The following is a 16,247-nucleotide window of genomic DNA, read 5'->3' as shown; positions in this document are numbered from 1 at the left end:
CCCCTCGGCCATTCGGTCGAGGGGAGCCCCTTTTTGCGAAGTCTCACCAGCCGGAAGGCAGCGGCCGCCCTTCGGCGAAGCCCGCGGCCGACTGCACGCCCAGCAGGGCGCGCTCGTGGAATTCCTCCATGGTGCGGGCGCCGGCGTAGGTGCAGGAGGAGCGGACGCCCGAGCAGATGGAGTCGAGCAGGTCCTCCACGCCGGGGCGGTTCGGGTCCAGCGCCATGCGCGAGGTGGAGATGCCCTCTTCGAACAGGGCCTTGCGGGCGCGCTCGAAGACGTTGTCCGTGCGGGTCCGGGCGCCGACGGCGCGCTTGGACGCCATGCCGAACGACTCCTTGTACGGCCGGCCCTGCTCGTCGTAGCGCAGGTCGCCCGGGGATTCGTGGGTGCCGGCGAACCAGGAGCCCACCATGGCGGCCGAGGCGCCGGCCGCGAGGGCGAGCGCGACGTCGCGCGGGTGGCGCACGCCGCCGTCGGCCCAGACGTGCTTGCCGAGCTCGCGCGCGGCGGCGGCGCATTCGGCGACGGCGGAGAACTGGGGGCGCCCGACGCCGGTCATCATGCGCGTGGTGCACATGGCGCCGGGGCCCACGCCGACCTTGATCACGTCGGCGCCCGCGTGGATGAGGTCGCGGGTGCCCTCGGCGGTCACCACGTTGCCGGCCACCACGGGCACGGCCGGGGACACTGCGCGGACGGCCTTCAGCGCGGCGATCATCTTCTCCTGGTGCCCGTGGGCCGTGTCGACGACGAGCGTGTCGACGCCCGCGGCCAGCACGGCCTCGGCCTTCGCGGCCACGTCGCCGTTCACCCCGATGGCGGCGGCCACGCGCAGGTTGCCGCCGGCGTCGGTGGCCGGCGTGTAGACGCCCGCGCGCAGCGCGCCGACGCTGGTCAGCACGCCGGCGAGGCGGCCTTCGGCGTCGAGGCCGAGCGCGAGGCGGCCGCCGTGGGCGTGGAGCAGGTCGAAGACCTCGCGCGGCGGCGTGCTCAGCGGCACGGCGACGGTCGCGGGCTGCGCGATCTCGGCCAGCCGCGCGAAGCGGTCGACGCCCGCGCAGGCGGCTTCGTCGACAACGCCGACGGGGCGACCTTCGCCGTCCACGATCACGACGGCGCCGTGGGCCCGCTTGTGGACCAGGTTGAGCGCATCGGCCACGGCGTCACCGCCGGTGAGCACGAGCGGGGTGTCCCACACGGTGTGGCGGCTCTTCACCCAGGTGACGATCTCGGCGACGGCCTCGGTGTCCACGTCCTGCGGCAGCACCACCAAGCCGCCGCGGCGGGCCACCGTTTCGGCCATCCGTCGGCCGGCGACGGCCGTCATGTTGGCCACCACCACGGGAATCGTCGCACCGGTGCCGTCCACGGTGGACAGATCGACGTCGAATCGGGACTCCACGTCCGAACGGTTCGGCAGCAGGAACACGTCGTCGTAGGTCAGGTCGTGTGGGGGCAGGTGCCCGTCGAGAAAGCGCACGAGTCCCCAGACTACGTGCCTCGGGCGTGGGACGCGAACCCGGCGTGACCCGTGGAACAATGTCGTGGTGAACGGCCGTGACCGCGATGAAACGGGCCGAGCGCGCAACGCCCGCCCGCGCGACGGCCTCGGCCGCCCCCTGCCCTACGGCGCGTCCGGCGTCGCCCGCCAGCCCGAGGGCATCGTCCGCACGCCGGCCGAGACGCTCGCCGAGGCCCAGCAGCTGCTCGACGAAGCCCGCCCGTTCCACGCCCACGAGGTGTTCGAGGACGCCTGGAAGGCCACGGACGGGCCCGAGCGCGAGCTGTGGCGCGGCCTGGCCCAGCTGGCCGTGGGCATGACCCACGCCCTGCGCGGCAACGGCACCGGCGCCGTCGCGCTGCTGGAGCGCGGCGCGGCGAACCTCGAGCCGTTCCGGGCCGTGCCACCGCACGGCATCGACGTCGGCGGCCTGCAGGAGTGGGCCCGCGGGCTGGCGACCGAGGCCAAGACGCGCGTGCGGGCCGAACCCGTGGCGCCGCGGCTGGTGCCGTAACCGGCCTCACCAGGGCACGGGGCCGTCCTCGTTGAGGAACATCCCGGTCGGCGCGGCCGTGCCCCGGGTCACGAGGTCGATCACCACGCGCGCCCTGCTCGGCGGTGCGCGGGCCGGTGTGGCCGTTGAGGTCGGTGGCGATGAACCCGGGCGTCACGGCGTTCACGCGGAAATGCGCGTACGCCGGGTCAGCGCGGAAAGTCGTGGCGTAGCGGACGGTGAGCATCACGAGCGCGGATTTCGTGGTCGCGTAGGCGATGGTGTCCGTCGCCTTGGCGAACGAGGAGCCTTCGGCGGTGGTCAAGGCCAGCGACGCCGTGGTGCTGGCGACGTTCACGACGTGCGGCGCGTCCGCGGCGCGCAGCAGCCCGGCAGCCGGTGCGTGAGGGCGGCGGCGCCGAACAGGTTCGTTTCGAAGGCGCCGCGCAGGTGCTCCGCGGTCAGCTCGGCCGGCTCGGCGGAGAACCGCGCGCCGGCGTTGTTCACCAGCAGGTCGAGCTTTCCGTGGTGGGTCTCCAGGCGCTGCGCGGCGGCTTCGATATCGGCGGGCGAAGTCACGTGGAGGCGGCTTTGAAGTCTCGCGGCTGGGTGGTTCTGGGCTTTTGTCCATCGCTCGGTAACGGAGCGTGCCAACCTTTGGTCTGTGGGGCTGGCGCGCCTTGAAGTCTCCCGGCTGGGACTGGCGACCGTCTTTTGTCCATGGCCTCGTAACGGCGCACCCTAGAACTCGCCCTCACCAAGCCTGCGCGCCTTGAAGTCTCCCGGCTGGGACCGCAACCCTCTTTTGCCCATGGCCTCGCAACAGAGGTCCCCAACCCTCATTCTCGCCGGGCCGTCGACTTCGACTCCCTCGCAACCACCTCCACAACGCACCGACAATCCCCCTCCATCCTTTCCCCGGCCGGCCCCCCCGATTCTTTTACCTCTCTACGGTGCTTGAGTTGTGTCAAGGTACTCTTTCCCGCCTTGACACAACTCAAGCACCGTAGAACGATGGGAAAATCGGGGTGGTGAGCTCCCGGGTCTTTCTCGCCGCAGGCGAGGTCTTGCCGCCTCCGGCGGAAAAAGAAGGTGAGACAATGGCTCCCCGAGCGACCATTGTGGCGTCGGTTCGGGGTTGCTTGTCAAGGCGGGAAAGATGCCTTGACAAGCAACCCCGAACCGCGCTGTCGCTTTTCGTCGGGGGCCGGCCGGGGGAAAGGTCGGGGGAAGGGCTAGTGAGAGCTTGACCTTGTGAGGCCCAGTTGCGTCCTTCAGGGGCAAGAACGAGGCAATTTATTTAGAACCTTGGCGGGTGGGGCCCGTCGCGATTTCGAGGGCAAGAACGGGGCAATTTATTCAGAACCTCGACAGGGTGGGCCCCGTCGCGATTTCGTGGACAAGAACCGGTCAGCCACGAACCTCGCACGCGTTTTTCCTCGACCCCGCGATGCGTTCACTGCACCCCAGCTGGGAAGTCAGGGCGCGCAACGTGACCGCGATGCTGCGCGCCGCACCGCCGTGGCGGACGCCGAACTGACCGGCCTCATCGCCGAACCCACCGCGGCCAGCCCGGACTTCGCGCGGCTCTGGCGCGCCACGACGTCCGGACCACCGCGGCGCCGCGCAAGCTGTTCCGCCACCCGGTCGTCGGTGAGTTGTCCCTCGGCCGCCAGGTGCTCGCGGTGCCCGGTGGTGAGTGGCAGGTGCTGATCTACCACGCCGAACCGGGTTCTTCCTCGGCCGACGCGTTGCGCCGGCTGGTGGCCTAGCTTTCCGGCCAGTCCTTCGACGCCGCCTTCTCCTCGCCGATCGTGGTGCCCTCGCCGTGGCCGGTGCGCACGGAGGTGTTGTCGGGCAAGGGGAAAAGGCGTTCGCGGATGGACTTCACGATGGTGGGGTAGTCCGAATAAGACCGTCCGGTGGCGCCGGGGCCGCCGTGGAACAGGGTGTCGCCGGTGAAGAGCACGCCGAGGTCGGCCGCGTGCAGGCAGACCGCGCCGGGAGCGTGGCCGGGGGTGTGGATCACCTTGAGGTCGGTGCCGGCGATGGTCACGGTCTGGCCGTCGGCGAGCTCACCGTCGGGCGCGCGGTCGGGGTGGGTGAGGTCCCAGACGACGCGGTCGGCCGGGTGCAGCAGGATCGGGGCGCCGGTGCGCTCGGCGAGCGCGGGTGCGGCGTTCACGTGGTCGTTGTGCGCGTGGGTGCAGACGATGGCGCGCAGCGCGCGATCACCGACCACGTCGGCGATCGCGTCGGCGTTGTGCGCCGCGTCGATCACGATCACCTCGGTGTCGTCGCCGACGATCCACACGTTGTTGTCCACGTCCCAGCTGCCGCCGTCCAGCTCGAACACGCCCGACGTGACCAGGTTCTGCACTATCGCCGTCATGGTCTGCAGACCCTAGTGCCCCTTTACCTGTCCAGCAGACATACCGCCGGTATCTACTTTCGGGTAGCCTTACTGCCGGTAAGTTAGCCGCGAAGACGGGAGCGCCATGACCGCCGCTCGGGACCTGCTGGCCGAACCGCTCAAGCTCCGGTGCGGCGCCGTGTTGCCCCACCGCCTGGCGAAATCCGCTCTGAGCGAGCAGCTGGGCGACCGCCGAAACGCGCCGACGCGCGAGCTGGACCGGCTGTACCGCACGTGGGCGCACGGCGGGGCCGGCCTGCTCTTCACCGGCAACGTGATGGTGGACCCGGCCGCGCTCGGCGAGCCCCGCAACGTCGCGCTGCCCGCCGTGCCCGATTCCGCGACGTACGAGCCGTGGGCCCGCAGCGTCGACGGCACCGACGCACAGCTGTGGGTGCAGCTCAACCACCCGGGCCGGCAGAGCCCGAGGTTCCTTTCGCGCCAACCGGTCGCGCCGTCGGCGGTGCCGTTCGGCAGCCGCGGCGTGCGCACGGCGTTCGCGGCACCGCGGGCGCTGACCGGCGACGAGATCGAGACGATCGTGGACCGGTTCGCGCTGGCCGCGCGCACGTTCGTCGACGCCGGGTTCGCCGGCGTGCAGCTGCACGCCGCCCACGGTTACCTGATCTCGCAGTTCCTCTCGCCGCTCACCAACGTCCGCGACGACGCCTGGGGCCGCGACCGCAGCCGATTCCTGCTCGAGCTCGTGCGCCGGGTGCGCGAGGCGGTCGGCGACAGCGTGCCGGTGTCGGTGAAGCTCAACAGCGCCGACTTCCAGCGTGGCGGCTTCGACGAGGACGAGTCGCTGCGGGTCGTCCGGTCGCTGAGCGACGCCGGCCTCGACCTGCTCGAGATTTCGGGCGGCACCTACGAAAAGGCCGTGATGATGGGCTCCGGCCGCGAGAGTACCGCGCGGCGCGAGGCGTATTTCCTGGACTACGCGGCCAAGGCGCGGCAGGTGGGTGACGTCGCGCTGATGGTGACCGGCGGCTTCACCACGGCCGAGGGCATGGCCGAGGCGCTGCGCTCGGGTGCACTGGACGTGATCGGGCTGGGCCGGCCGCTCACCGTCGACCCGGGCCTGCCGGGGCGGCTGCTCGCCGGCGAGGACGCGCGCGCCGAGCGGCTGTGCCCGCACACCGGGATCCGCCTGGCCGACAGCCTGCTCGAAGTGCAGTGGCACACGCAGCAGCTGCACCGGCTGGCCGCCGGCAAACCCGCCGACCGCCGCCGTGGCGCCTGGCGTGCGCTGGTGCACACGGGGATCAACGATCCGCTGAACGCGTTTCGGCGGGTGCGGGCGTGAGCCAGCCGTCGATCACCTTCGCCACGCTCGCCAGCGCCACGAACAGCACGGCGACCAGCGCGCAGTTCACGGCGACGCGGCCGTAACCGAGCTCGGCCGCGTTCACGAAGGGGTACGGGTAGAAGCCGTCCTGCGCGCCGCGGATGAGCGTGAACGCCAGCCAGGCGAGCGGCCAGACGACCGACCACGCCACCGTGTTCCACTTCAGCACCCGCGGCGCCGCGACGAGGAAGCCGACGACCGTGATGATCGGTGAGATCGTGTGCAGCAGGACGTCGGCGACCAGGGCCGCGCCGCTCAAGTCGGCCAGGCCGCGGAGAGCGACGTGGTACACCACGCCGGTCACGGTGATCCCGATCAGCGCGTCGAGCCAGAGCACCCGCAGCACGCCGGTGGGCCTGCCGAACAGGAACACGACCGCCGCGATCAGCACGAGCAGGTTCGACTCGATGGTGAAGAAGGCGAACATGTTCGCGACCCGCGCGCCGGCCGAGGCGTAGCGGCCGGACAGCCCCGCGCTCACGAAGGCTTGCGTGACCAGCCCGGTCAAGACCACGAGGGCCGTCACTCCGAACCAGATCCGGGTCAGTCGCGTCGGCGGCATGCGGTGAGATTACGGTCCACCACCGCGTTTGCCCGGCTGAAACGGCGCGGTGTCACCCCGTTGGGGTGCCCGGCTCGCGCAGGCGTTGGGTGATGGTGCGCAGGGTCCGCAGCTCCGCGGGCGACAGCCGGGAGGTGACCAGGCGGCGGACGCCGTCGAAGTGCGTGTCCATCGCCTTGGCGAGGAGCTCCTCGCCGGCCTCGGTCAGCTGCGCGTCGACGGCCTGCTGACCGGGTTGTGACACGCGCGCCACGAGCCCGCGGCTGCGGAGCCGGGTGATCAGCTTGGTGAGCCCGCCGCGGGTGACCAGCAGTTTGTCGGCGAGGTCCTTCATCCGGCAACGGCCGCCGGGTTGCAGCCACAGCTGGTAGAGCGTGTCGAACTCGGCGACCGAGAGGTCGTGGTCCTCGCGCAGTTCGGCGTCGAGCACGCCGAGCACGCGTGCCTCCAGTTCGAGCAGCCCGCGCCAGGCGAGCAGCTCGTCCTCCGACAGGTGGGGCACGGGGCGTTCCCCGGGTGTGGCGCTCACGCCCTCACTGTAACCGAGCAGGCAGGCATTCGGACAGGCCGCTGCGGAATTCTTGTTGACGTGGAAACAAGATTGCGGGTAGCCTCATTCTCACGGCAGTGGCCAGAAGGAGAGGAATTGTCATGGGTATTCGCACCACCGGATGTCATCACATGGCTTTCGTGACCAACGACATGGACGAAACCGTGAAGTTCTACAATGGGGTGCTCGGGTTTCCCATCGTGGTCACGCTCCAGCTGCCCAACCCGGACCCGTTCCCCGGCGCGGTGCCCGGAAACCTCGCGGGCAGCCGGCATTACTTCTTCCGCATCAGCGAGCAGGACACGATCGCCTTCTTCGAGTTCAAGGACGTCGAGATCCCGGCGGACAACTCGCTGCTCGGCGCGGGCAATCACCTCGCGATCACGGTGCCTTCCGAGGGCGAACTGCAGCACGCGAAAACGGTGCTGGAGGACAACGGCGTCAAGGTCAAGAGCGAACTCGACCACGGGTTCTGCCACTCGATCTACTTCGAGGACCCGGTGAACAAGATCGCGCTGGAGTTCGCCACGTGGCAGCACCCGTGCGACGTCGCGCAGCCGTTCCTGCAGGATCCCGAGCCGGTGCCCGCGGCGTTGACCGCGATCGGTTCGGAGGTCTACGAGCAGCACCTGCTGCAGTACACGCCGGACGGCCACGGTGGCGCGGACCGCTGAGCCCGTCGGCCGCCCCTTTGTGCCTGCGGTGGAGGCTGCGGCCGACCAGAACCTGGTGTGGGGCAGCGGATCCCTGCGGAAGCTCGCTGAGGTGACCGACGCGCTGGGCGGCCGCCGCGTGATGGCGGTGGCCTCGCGGTCGGCGGATCCGGTCGTCGCCCGGCTCCCGGACCTGCTCGGCGGAAGTTACGTCGGCCGGTGGTCGGACGTGCCCCCACACGTGCCGGCCCACCAGGCCAACCTCGCCGTCGGTTCGGCGCAGGAGACGCATGCCGACGCGGTCTTGGCGATCGGCGGTGGTTCGGCGATCGGGCTGGGCAAGATCGTGTCCCTCGCGCTGCGGCTGCCGCTGATCGCGGTTCCGACGACTTTCTCCGGCGCGGAGCGCACCTCGCGCTACTTCGTGACTACCGAGCGCGGGACGGAAACGGGGACGTCCGGCCGGGTGCTGCCCCGCGCGGTGCTCTACGACCCGGAACTCGTCGAAGGGCTGCCGCGTGAGGTCGTGGCCGGCAGTGGCATCACGGCCGTCGCGCACTGTCTTGAGGTGCTGTGCCATTCCACGAGCGAGGAAGCTTCGGCGTCGGCTCGCGAAGGCCTGCTTCTGTTGTGGGGCAGCCTCGCCGAGCTCGCCGCCGGGACCGGTGATCTCGACTCGCGTCGGGAGGCGCTTGCCGGGGCCGGACTGGCCGGCCACGCGCTGAACGAGCTGGGCCGGCCCGGTGTGGTGCACCAGGTGTGTGATCTGGCGGCGGCTCGACACGGTCTCGGGTACGGACTTCTGCACGCGCTGGTTCTTCCGCTCGTGCTGCGGGCGTACGGCGAGGCGGCCGGTCCGGCGCGTGCTGCGCTGGCGGAGCTGCGTCCCGGGGTATCGGCGGAGGAGGCGGTGGCCGAGTTCGCGGTGACGCTCGGACTGACCGTCAGGGTCGATCCGTGGCGGGCCGCGGGTGCTGCCGGATTCGGGGTGGCGGAGCTTCGGCTGTTGGCTGCTGAGCTGTCCCGGGGAGCAGGGGATCGGGCGGAGGCGGAGGTGTTCGACCGGCTGGCGGCGGGTTGCTGATTGTCTTAGGTGCCAAGCACGGCGAAGGGCGCGGTGTGTACCGCGCCCTTCGCCGTGTTCGTTGGAGCTGGGGCCGTGAAGGATCTTCAGCGCCTGGTCTCCAGCGCTGGTTCGATCAACGCAGCGCCGTTGAAGCAGTGCTGTTCGGATCACCGCCATCGAACGCTGAGCCGTTCAGTGCGGCACTGTTCAACGCCGAGCCGTCTAGCGCAGAGCCTTCACCAGTGCCGGCACGAACACCGACGCGTCGACCGTGCCCCAGCCGCTCGCGAGGTCGAAGCCGGGCGCGGCGGTGAAGCCTTCCACGCCGTCCTGGCTGTTGTCACCGGTTACGACGTCGACGATGCCTGCCTTGGCGCCCTTCGGGCCGAGCTTCGTGTACAGCGCGGGGTTGATCTGGCCGAGCTTGCCGTGGTTGGCCTGCACCGCCAGCGCGAGCACGCCGGCGAACAGCGGCGCCGACTGCGAAGTGCCGTGCACGCCTTCCATACTGATGTCCGGGAACGAGCGCATCTTGCTGCCCGTGATCTTCTTGACGCCGTCCTGCCACGACGGGCGCGCGTAGGTCTTCGACAGGCCCGCGCCTTCACCGAAGCCGTTGTCGGCCACGTTGACCAGGTCGTCCGGCTTCGTGCGGGCGCCGGTGGCGTCGAGGTGCAGCTGCGTACCGCCGAGCGTGGTCACGCGCGGGTCGCTGGCCGGCCAGCTGGCCACCCGGTACGGGTAGTTGCCCGGCCCCTGCAGGAATCCGCCGGTGGGTCCGTCGTCACCCGACGACGCCACCATCGTGATGCCCGCCTTGCTCGCGCGCTCCAGCGCCGGGTCGAGCGTCTTGATCGACTGGAACGACGGGAAGTTCTCTTCCGTGGTACCGAAACTCATCGAGATCACGTCGGTGAGCTTGTGCTTGGTGAGGTAGTCGACCGCGTTCATCATCTCGGGCAGGCCGGTGAACCCCTGCGTCTCGGCGACCGGGGTCGCGGCGACGATGATCTTCGCGTTGGGCGCCATCGCGTGCATCATCGTGACGTCGAGGTCGGTTTCGCCGCCCCACGACTCACAGGTGGCCGTGTCGACGCCCGGGTCGGTGCACGCCGGGACCGAGCCCGAGGGCTGGAGCACCTCGACGTTGGCCGGCGGCAGACCGTGGCTCTGCGAGTACTGGTCGAGCACCTGCTTCACCTGGTCGTCGCCGAACGACACCAGCGTGGTGATGGTGGCCCCGGCGCCGGTGATGCCCTGGTTCCACAGCTTCGTGGCGTTGTACGCCACGCTTTCCTTGGGCAGCGTCGACATCGCGGCGTCGAGCTTCGCCACGCGGTCGGCCACCGTACGGGCGCCGACGAACGACTTCGCGGCCGCCGAGAAGTGGTGCAGCGACGCACCCGGCTTCGGCGCGGTGGTGGCCGCACCCGCGGGCGCCGCCACCGCCGTGACGGCCAGCGCGGCACCGGCCAGCAGCGTGATCGGCCGGCCGAGTCTCCGGACGCCGGCCCGAACCCGAAAAGTCATGTCGTGTCCCCGTTCGTGAGCGATGCGGTGCAGCCCACTCTCATGCATCGCCCGAGGGCACAACATCGACTTTCGTCTGGCCTTTCGGCGGGTGCGTGGCGAATTGACCTCTTCTGTCCGAATGTCATTCGGCCCGGTCACCCCGCAGCAGGCCGCGCACGGTGTCGATCGTGTCGGCGTCGGCCGCTTCCTTGTCCGGCCGATAGCGCACCACGCGCGCGAACCTCAGCGCCAGCCCACCGGGGTAGCGCGTGCTGATCTGGGCGCCGTCGAGCTCGATCTCCACCACGATCTCGGGCCGCACGTACACCGTGTAGCCGTCGCGGTGGGTTTCGATTTCCTGGAACGTGCGCGTCTGCCACGCCAGCAGCTCGTCGGTCATGCCCTTGAACGTCTTGCCCACCATGATCGGCGGCCCGCCGTCGGGATCGCGCGCGCCGAGGTGCAGGTTGGACAGCGTGCCCGTGCGCCGGCCGTGGCCCCACTCGGCCGCGAGCACCACCAGATCGATGGTGTGCACCGGTTTCACCTTGAGCCACGCGCGGCCCCGGCGCCCCGCCGCGTACGGCGACGCCAGGTCCTTCACCATCACACCCTCGTGGCCGCCCGCCATCGCTGCTTCGAGCACCGCCGCTGCGTCGGCCGGCTCCAGCTCGCCGGGGATCACGTGCTCGCCCGCGACCTTGCGCAGCGCGGCGTTGCGTTCGGACAGCGGCGCGTCGAGCAGATCCACGCCGTCGAGGTGCAGGCAGTCGAAGAAGTACGGCCGCAGCAGCAGCGCCCGCACCTGCTCGTCGCGCGTGCTGCCGAAGCGGCTCATGGTCTCCTGGAACGGCCGCGGCCGGCCGTCGTCGGTGAGCGCGAGCGTTTCGCCGTCGAGCACCACGGATTCACACGGCAACGCGCGCACGAGCTCCACCAGCTCGGCGACGCTCGACGTGATCTCCCGCAACGTGCGCGTGTAGACGTGAACTTCCTCGCCCGAGCGGTGCACCTGGATCCGCGCACCGTCCATTTTGTACTCGACGATCGCGTGGTCGTGTTCTGCCACCGCTTCGTCGAGCGACTCCGCGGGCGAGGCGAGCATCGGTTTGATCGGGCGCCCGAGCGTGAGCCGGAACTCGGCCAGCCGCTCCGCACCGCCGGTGATCGCCGCGTGCCCGGTGACGGAAAGCTTGCCGGACAACATGAACGCCCGCCGCACGTCGGCCGCCGGCACCTCGGCCGCCGCCGCGACGGCGTCGACCATCACACCTTCCAGCGCCCCCTGCCGCAGCTCCCCGGTGACCAGCCGGAAGAGGAACTCCTGCTCAGCGCGGGTGAGGCGGATGAACAACGCGGTGAGCACGTCAGCCCGCCGCTTCACCGACCCCGCCCCCGAAGCCGCCGCCACCTCGGTGAGCGCTTCGTCGACCTCGCGCACCTCGACGGTCGGCACCGCGGCGTGCTCCACCGCCAGGTCGGCGAGCGTGCGCCACCCCGCGCCGAGCCGGTCCTGCGCCGTCTGCCCCGTGAGGTACGCGATCACGGCCGGCAGCTCGGCGGTCTCGGCGGCGCGCAGCACCGCGGCGAGGGTGGCGATCTTCGCCTTCCTCGACCGGGTGGCCGCCAGCTCGGCGGACGCGGTGACGATCTCCGTGAGCAACACCCGACCATCATGACCCGCGCCACCGACAGTTTCCTGTCGAAGGGCACCTGAGCTGCGAAAACGGCCCGCCTCCCCGGTGGGGAAGCGGGCCGTCGCGCGGAGAAACCTACTTGCCGCCGCGCGCCATGCGCAGCACGTCGAGCGCCTCGTCGAGCTGCTCTTCGGTGAGCTTGCCGTCCTTCACGAAACCGCGTTCGATCACGACCTCGCGAATGGTCTTGAGCTCCTTGAGCGCCTGCTTCGCCACCGCCGCCGCGGCTTCGTAGCCGATGTACTTATTCAGCGGCGTGACGATCGAGGGCGAACCCTCGGCGTACTGGCGCGTGCGCTCGACGTTCGCGGTGACGCCGTCGAACACCTTGTCCGCCAGCAGCCGCGACACGGCGGCCAGCAGCCGGGCCGACTCGAGCACGTTGCGGGCGATCACCGGCAGGTTCACGTTGAGCTGGAAGTTGCCCGCCGCGCCCGCGAAGGCCACGGCCGCGTCGTTGCCGACGACCTGGGCCACGACCTGCAGCGTCGCCTCCGGGATCACCGGGTTGACCTTGCCGGGCATGATCGACGAGCCCGGCTGCAGGTCCGGCAGCGCCAGCTCGGCGAGGCCGGTGCGCGGGCCGGAACCCAGCCAGCGCAGGTCGTTCGCGATCTTGTTCAGCGACACGGCGACCGTGCGCAGGTGCCCGGACGTCTCGACCACGCTGTCCTGCGTCGCCTGCGCCTCGAAGTGGTTGCGGGCCTCGACCAGCGGCAGGTCGGTGAGCCGCGCCAGCTCGGCCGCGACGGCCGCGCCGAACCCGTCGGGCGCGTTGAGGCCCGAGCCCACGGCGGTGCCGCCGATCGGCAGCTCGCCCAGCCGCGGCAGCCCGGACTGCAGGCGCTCGATGCCGAAGCGGATCTGCGCCGCCCACGCGCCGGCCTCCTGGCCCAGCGTGATCGGCACGGCGTCCATCAGGTGCGTGCGCCCGGACTTCACGACGCCGGCCCACTCGTCCGCACGGGCTTCGATCGCGCCGGCCAGGTGCTCCAGGGCCGGGATCACGTCGGTGAGCACGGCTTCCGTGGCGGCCACGTGGATGGTCGTCGGGAACGTGTCGTTGGACGACTGCGACGCGTTCACGTGGTCGTTCGGGTGCACCTCACGGCCCAGGGCGCGCGTGGCGAGCGTCGCGATGACCTCGTTGGCGTTCATGTTGGACGACGTGCCCGAACCGGTCTGGAAGACGTCGATCGGGAACTGGTCGTCGTACTTGCCCTCGGCCACGCCGTCGGCGGCCGCGGCGATGGCCTCGGCGACGTCGGCGTCCAGCACGCCCAGCTTGGCGTTCACGCGCGCGGCGGCGGCCTTCAACAGGCCCAGCGCACGGATCTGGGCGCGCTCGAGACCGCGGCCGGAGACGGGGAAGTTCTCCACGGCACGCTGCGTCTGCGCGCGGTAGAGCGCGTCGACCGGGACGCGGACCTCACCCATCGTGTCGTGTTCGATCCGGTATTCCTGTTCAGCCATACCCCCGATTCTGGCCCTGTTTCACGCTCACTGCGTCGTGGCGTCGCCCACCTCGAACGGGCGATTCACGACTAGGATCGGCTGTGTTCTCGATCACCGCCACCCACCACTGGCTGGAGCGAGTAAATGGACTACGACCTCGTGATCATCGGCGCCGGGCCCACCGGGCTGTTCGCCGCCTACTACGCGGGATTCCGCGGCCTTTCCATGGCCGTCGTCGATTCCCTGCCGGAGCCCGGCGGGCAGGTCACCGCGATGTACCCCGAGAAGATGATCTACGACGTGGGCGGGTTCGCGGCCGTGCGCGGGCGTGACCTGGTGCAGGGGCTCGTCGACCAGGCGCAGCCGTGGGAGCCGAACTACCTGCTGGGCCGCAAGGCCGAGAAGCTCGAAACGGTCGGCGACCGCGTGGAGCTGACCCTCGACGGCGGCGACGTGCTCAGCGCCGGCGCGGTGCTCATCACGGCCGGCATCGGCGAGTTCACGCCCCGGCCGCTGCCCGCCGGCGACGGCTGGCTCGGGCGCGGGATGGTGCACTTCGTGCCGTCGCTGCAGGTCCACGCCGGACAGCACGTGGTCGTGGTCGGCGGCGGCGACTCCGCGTTCGACTGGTGCCTCGCGCTGCACCCGGTGGCCGCGAGCGTGACGCTGGTGCACCGGCGCGGCAAGTTCCGCGCGGCCGAGTCGATCGTGCGGCAGGTGCGTGAGCTGGGCATTCCGCTGGTGACCGATGCCGAGGTGACACGTTTCGTCGAGTCGTCGGCCGGTGCGCTCGAAGGTGTCGAGGTGTCGGTGAAGGGCGGCGAGGACCTGGCGTTGCCGGCCAACGCCGTGGTCGCCGCGCTGGGGTTCACGGCGGATCTCGGGCCGATCGAAAGCTGGGGGCTGGAGATCGACCACCGCGCCATCACGGTCGACTCGACCATGGCCACGGCGCGCCCGCGCGTGTACGCGGCCGGAGACGTGGCCCACTACCCCGGCAAGGTGAAGCTCATCGCCACCGGCTTCGGCGAAGCGGCGACGGCGGTGAACAACATCGCGGTGGCGCTGGACCCCGACGCGCACCTGTTCCCGGGGCACTCGAGCAACGCCGAGTGATTCAGCCTTTGGTGATCAGCCGGTCTTCGACGCGATCCACGGCCCGTACGCGACCACCGAGGTGTAGATCGACGGTGCCGTCGCGCAGGTCGGGGAGCCGTTGCCCGGGCGGCTGGTCACGCCGATGAGGGTCCAGCGGTCGCCGTCGCGGGTGAGCTCGGGGCCGCCGGAGTCGCCGTAGCAGGAGCCGGCGTTGCCGGAGGGGTTGTCGGTGCAGAGCTCGGCCGTGCCGTCGAAGGACGAGGTGCACTTGGCGCCCTCGACCAGGTGCGTGTCGAGCTGCTGCAGCGTCGGTGACAGGTCGCCGCAGCCGGGCGTGGCGCAGGTCTGGCCCCAGCCCAGCACGCGGGTCGGCGTGCCCGGTGCGGCGCCCGCGCCGATGGCGATCGGGGCCGTCTTCGCGGGTGCGCTGAGGCGGACGAGCGCGAGGTCGCCGGTCTGCGTCGAGGAGTTGAAGTGCGGGTTGAGCACGATCTCGACCGGCTGCGCCGTCTCGCCGCCCGTCGCGCTTTCGTTGGTGCCCAAGCGGAACGTGAGCGTCGCCGGGTCCTTTCCGGACACGCAGTGGGCGGCGGTGACCACCCACGTGGGCGTGATCAGCGAGCCGGCGCAGAAGAGCGTGCCCGCTTCGGTGTGCATCGACACCGTGAACGGGTAGGGCTCGTCCGCGCCGGTCCCGCCGACGATCGCCGGCCCGGCGGCCGCGGTGCCGGCGGTGAGCGCCGCTCCGATGAAGACGGTGAGCAGCAACGCGAACAACCGCTTGGGCACCTGGCGGACTCCTTGAGGTCAGGGCAGGGGCGGGACGATGTCTTCGTCCTCGCGCACGTCGAGGTTGCCGTCGAAGTTCACGGACGAGTACGCCCGCAGCTTCTCCAGCCGGTGGTAGCCGTCGATCATTCTGACGGTGCCGGACTTGGACCGCATCACGATCGACTGCGTGGTGGCGCCGCCGGAGCGGTAGTGCACGCCGCGCAGCAGGTCGCCGTCGGTGACGCCGGTGGCGCAGAAGAAGATGTTGTCGCCGCGCACGAGGTCGTCGTTGGTGAGCACCCGATCGAGGTCGTGGCCCGCGGCCAGCGCCTTCTCGCGCTCGATCTCGTCCTTCGGCCACAGCCGCCCCTGCAGCTCGCCGCCGAGGCACTTCATCGCGCACGCGGCGATGATGCCCTCGGGCGTGCCGCCGATGCCGATCAACATGTCGACACCGGTCGTCGGCCGGGCCGCGGCGATGGCGCCGGCCACGTCACCGTCGGAGATGAAGCGGATGCGCGCGCCGGCTTCGCGGATCTCCTTGATGATCTGCTCGTGGCGCGGCCGGTCGAGCACGCACACCGTGACGTCGCCGACGCTGGAGTTCTTGGCCTTCGCCACGCGCCGGATGTTCTCGGCGATCGGCGCGGCCAGGTCCACCTTGCCCGCCGCGTCGGGGCCGACGGCCAGCTTTTCCATGTAGAACACGGCCGACGGGTCGAACATCGCTCCGCGCTCGGCCACGGCCAGCACGGCCAGCGCGTTGGGCATGCCCTTGGCCATCAGGGTGGTGCCGTCGACGGGGTCGACCGCGACGTCGCAGTCGGGACCGTCGCCGTTGCCCACCTCTTCGCCGTTGAACAGCATCGGGGCTTCGTCCTTCTCGCCCTCGCCGATCACGACCACGCCCCGCATCGAGACGGTGGAGACGAGCTGGCGCATCGCGTCGACGGCGGCTCCGTCGCCCCCGATCTTGTCGCCGCGCCCGACCCAACGGCCGGCGGCCATCGCCCCGGCCTCGGTCACGCGGACCAACTCCATGGCGAGGTTGCGGTCGGGTGCTTCGCGACGTGGGTCACTGGCGGTGCTCATGCGGGCCTCCCGGATCGCGGAATTCGGCGGGAG

15 protein-coding genes and 1 pseudogene are annotated in these 16,247 nt (G+C 70.7%); 6 read left to right on the top strand and 10 right to left on the bottom strand.

The genetic code is table 11. The features are described from left to right. Positions 1 to 43: 43 nt before the first annotated feature. Positions 44 to 1,483, bottom strand: a complete 1,440-nt coding sequence (guaB1, locus tag VSH64_RS29725) for a GMP reductase (RefSeq protein WP_326566037.1) — start codon at positions 1,481 to 1,483, stop codon at positions 44 to 46. Between the two features lie 67 nt (positions 1,484 to 1,550). On the opposite strand from guaB1, the gene VSH64_RS29720 reads away from it, so the two are divergent. Next, a complete protein-coding gene (locus VSH64_RS29720) occupies positions 1,551 to 2,018 on the top strand; it encodes a DUF309 domain-containing protein (protein ID WP_326566036.1) in 468 nt (155 codons plus the stop codon). Positions 2,019 to 2,351: 333 nt separating this feature from the next. On the opposite strand, the gene VSH64_RS29715 is transcribed toward VSH64_RS29720, so the two are convergent. Further along, positions 2,352 to 2,651, bottom strand: coding sequence for an SDR family NAD(P)-dependent oxidoreductase (locus tag VSH64_RS29715; RefSeq protein ID WP_326566035.1), 300 nt, complete (start codon positions 2,649 to 2,651; stop codon positions 2,352 to 2,354). Between the two features lie 878 nt (positions 2,652 to 3,529). Between VSH64_RS29715 and VSH64_RS29710 the strand changes: the two are divergent. Continuing rightward, positions 3,530 to 3,769 (top strand): annotated as a pseudogene (locus VSH64_RS29710) (MmyB family transcriptional regulator); the annotation flags it as partial. On the opposite strand, the gene VSH64_RS29705 reads toward VSH64_RS29710, so the two are convergent. After that, complete coding sequence (locus VSH64_RS29705; RefSeq protein WP_326566034.1) at positions 3,766 to 4,389, bottom strand: MBL fold metallo-hydrolase; 624 nt, start codon at positions 4,387 to 4,389, stop codon at positions 3,766 to 3,768. The pseudogene VSH64_RS29710 and the gene VSH64_RS29705 sit on opposite strands and share 4 nt — an antisense overlap. A 106-nt stretch (positions 4,390 to 4,495) precedes the next feature. Here VSH64_RS29705 and VSH64_RS29700 point away from each other — a divergent pair, with 106 nt between their 5' ends. Further along, positions 4,496 to 5,716, top strand: a complete 1,221-nt coding sequence (locus tag VSH64_RS29700) for an NADH:flavin oxidoreductase/NADH oxidase family protein (protein WP_326566033.1) — start codon at positions 4,496 to 4,498, stop codon at positions 5,714 to 5,716. On the opposite strand, the gene VSH64_RS29695 is transcribed toward VSH64_RS29700, so the two are convergent. Next, positions 5,676 to 6,320 (bottom strand): Pr6Pr family membrane protein, encoded by a 645-nt coding sequence (locus tag VSH64_RS29695; protein WP_326566032.1) that lies wholly within the window; start codon positions 6,318 to 6,320, stop codon positions 5,676 to 5,678. The genes VSH64_RS29700 and VSH64_RS29695 overlap by 41 nt on opposite strands. Positions 6,321 to 6,372: 52 nt before the next feature. Next, positions 6,373 to 6,849 (bottom strand): MarR family winged helix-turn-helix transcriptional regulator, encoded by a 477-nt coding sequence (locus VSH64_RS29690; RefSeq protein WP_326566031.1) that lies wholly within the window; start codon positions 6,847 to 6,849, stop codon positions 6,373 to 6,375. Positions 6,850 to 6,971: 122 nt separating this feature from the next. Between VSH64_RS29690 and VSH64_RS29685 the strand changes: the two genes are divergently transcribed. Continuing rightward, positions 6,972 to 7,544 carry a VOC family protein gene (locus VSH64_RS29685; protein ID WP_326566030.1) on the top strand — a complete coding sequence of 191 codons (573 nt, stop codon included), beginning with the start codon at positions 6,972 to 6,974 and terminating at the stop codon, positions 7,542 to 7,544. 28 nt (positions 7,545 to 7,572) lie between these two features. After that, positions 7,573 to 8,607 carry an iron-containing alcohol dehydrogenase gene (locus tag VSH64_RS29680; RefSeq protein WP_326566029.1) on the top strand — a complete coding sequence of 345 codons (1,035 nt, stop codon included), beginning with the start codon at positions 7,573 to 7,575 and terminating at the stop codon, positions 8,605 to 8,607. Between the two features lie 204 nt (positions 8,608 to 8,811). Here the strand turns inward: VSH64_RS29680 and VSH64_RS29675 are convergent, their stop codons facing one another. From VSH64_RS29675 to VSH64_RS29665, 3 genes are all read right to left on the bottom strand, one after another. Then, positions 8,812 to 10,119: a S53 family peptidase gene (locus tag VSH64_RS29675; RefSeq protein ID WP_326566028.1), complete on the bottom strand. Its 1,308-nt coding sequence runs from the start codon at positions 10,117 to 10,119 to the stop codon at positions 8,812 to 8,814. A gap of 124 nt (positions 10,120 to 10,243) precedes the next feature. Continuing rightward, positions 10,244 to 11,767 carry an ATP-dependent DNA ligase gene (locus VSH64_RS29670; protein WP_326566027.1) on the bottom strand — a complete coding sequence of 508 codons (1,524 nt, stop codon included), beginning with the start codon at positions 11,765 to 11,767 and terminating at the stop codon, positions 10,244 to 10,246. Positions 11,768 to 11,873: 106 nt separating this feature from the next. Then, complete coding sequence (locus VSH64_RS29665) at positions 11,874 to 13,271, bottom strand: class II fumarate hydratase (RefSeq protein ID WP_326566026.1); 1,398 nt, start codon at positions 13,269 to 13,271, stop codon at positions 11,874 to 11,876. Between the two features lie 126 nt (positions 13,272 to 13,397). Between VSH64_RS29665 and VSH64_RS29660 the strand changes: the two genes are divergently transcribed. Beyond that, the gene (locus tag VSH64_RS29660) at positions 13,398 to 14,369 is read left to right on the top strand and encodes an NAD(P)/FAD-dependent oxidoreductase (protein ID WP_326566025.1); all 972 of its coding nucleotides are present in this window, start codon (positions 13,398 to 13,400) and stop codon (positions 14,367 to 14,369) included. Positions 14,370 to 14,384: 15 nt separating this feature from the next. Here the strand turns inward: VSH64_RS29660 and VSH64_RS29655 are convergent, their stop codons facing one another. Then, positions 14,385 to 15,140 (bottom strand): S1 family peptidase, encoded by a 756-nt coding sequence (locus VSH64_RS29655; protein WP_326566024.1) that lies wholly within the window; start codon positions 15,138 to 15,140, stop codon positions 14,385 to 14,387. Between the two features lie 18 nt (positions 15,141 to 15,158). Beyond that, positions 15,159 to 16,214, bottom strand: a complete 1,056-nt coding sequence (gene glpX / locus VSH64_RS29650) for a class II fructose-bisphosphatase (RefSeq protein ID WP_326566023.1) — start codon at positions 16,212 to 16,214, stop codon at positions 15,159 to 15,161. Positions 16,215 to 16,247 lie beyond the last annotated feature (33 nt).

The organism is Amycolatopsis rhabdoformis, from assembly GCF_035918295.1.
GTDB lineage: Bacteria > Actinomycetota > Actinomycetes > Mycobacteriales > Pseudonocardiaceae > Amycolatopsis > Amycolatopsis rhabdoformis.
The sequence above is the reverse complement of the archived record's forward strand: the minus strand, read 5'-3'. Positions and strand labels throughout refer to the sequence as shown.

Bases quoted from the DNA above. Each gene is read 5' to 3' on its own strand.
- glpX (WP_326566023.1), bottom strand. From the start codon at position 16,214: ATGAGCACCGCCAGTGACCCACGTCGCGAAGCACCCGACCGCAACCTC.
- VSH64_RS29695 (WP_326566032.1), bottom strand. From the start codon at position 6,320: ATGCCGCCGACGCGACTGACCCGGATCTGGTTCGGAGTGACGGCCCTC.
- VSH64_RS29660 (WP_326566025.1), top strand. From the start codon at position 13,398: ATGGACTACGACCTCGTGATCATCGGCGCCGGGCCCACCGGGCTGTTC.
- VSH64_RS29675 (WP_326566028.1), bottom strand. From the start codon at position 10,119: ATGACTTTTCGGGTTCGGGCCGGCGTCCGGAGACTCGGCCGGCCGATC.
- VSH64_RS29665 (WP_326566026.1), bottom strand. From the start codon at position 13,271: ATGGCTGAACAGGAATACCGGATCGAACACGACACGATGGGTGAGGTC.
- VSH64_RS29685 (WP_326566030.1), top strand. From the start codon at position 6,972: ATGGGTATTCGCACCACCGGATGTCATCACATGGCTTTCGTGACCAAC.
- VSH64_RS29700 (WP_326566033.1), top strand. From the start codon at position 4,496: ATGACCGCCGCTCGGGACCTGCTGGCCGAACCGCTCAAGCTCCGGTGC.
- VSH64_RS29705 (WP_326566034.1), bottom strand. From the start codon at position 4,389: ATGACGGCGATAGTGCAGAACCTGGTCACGTCGGGCGTGTTCGAGCTG.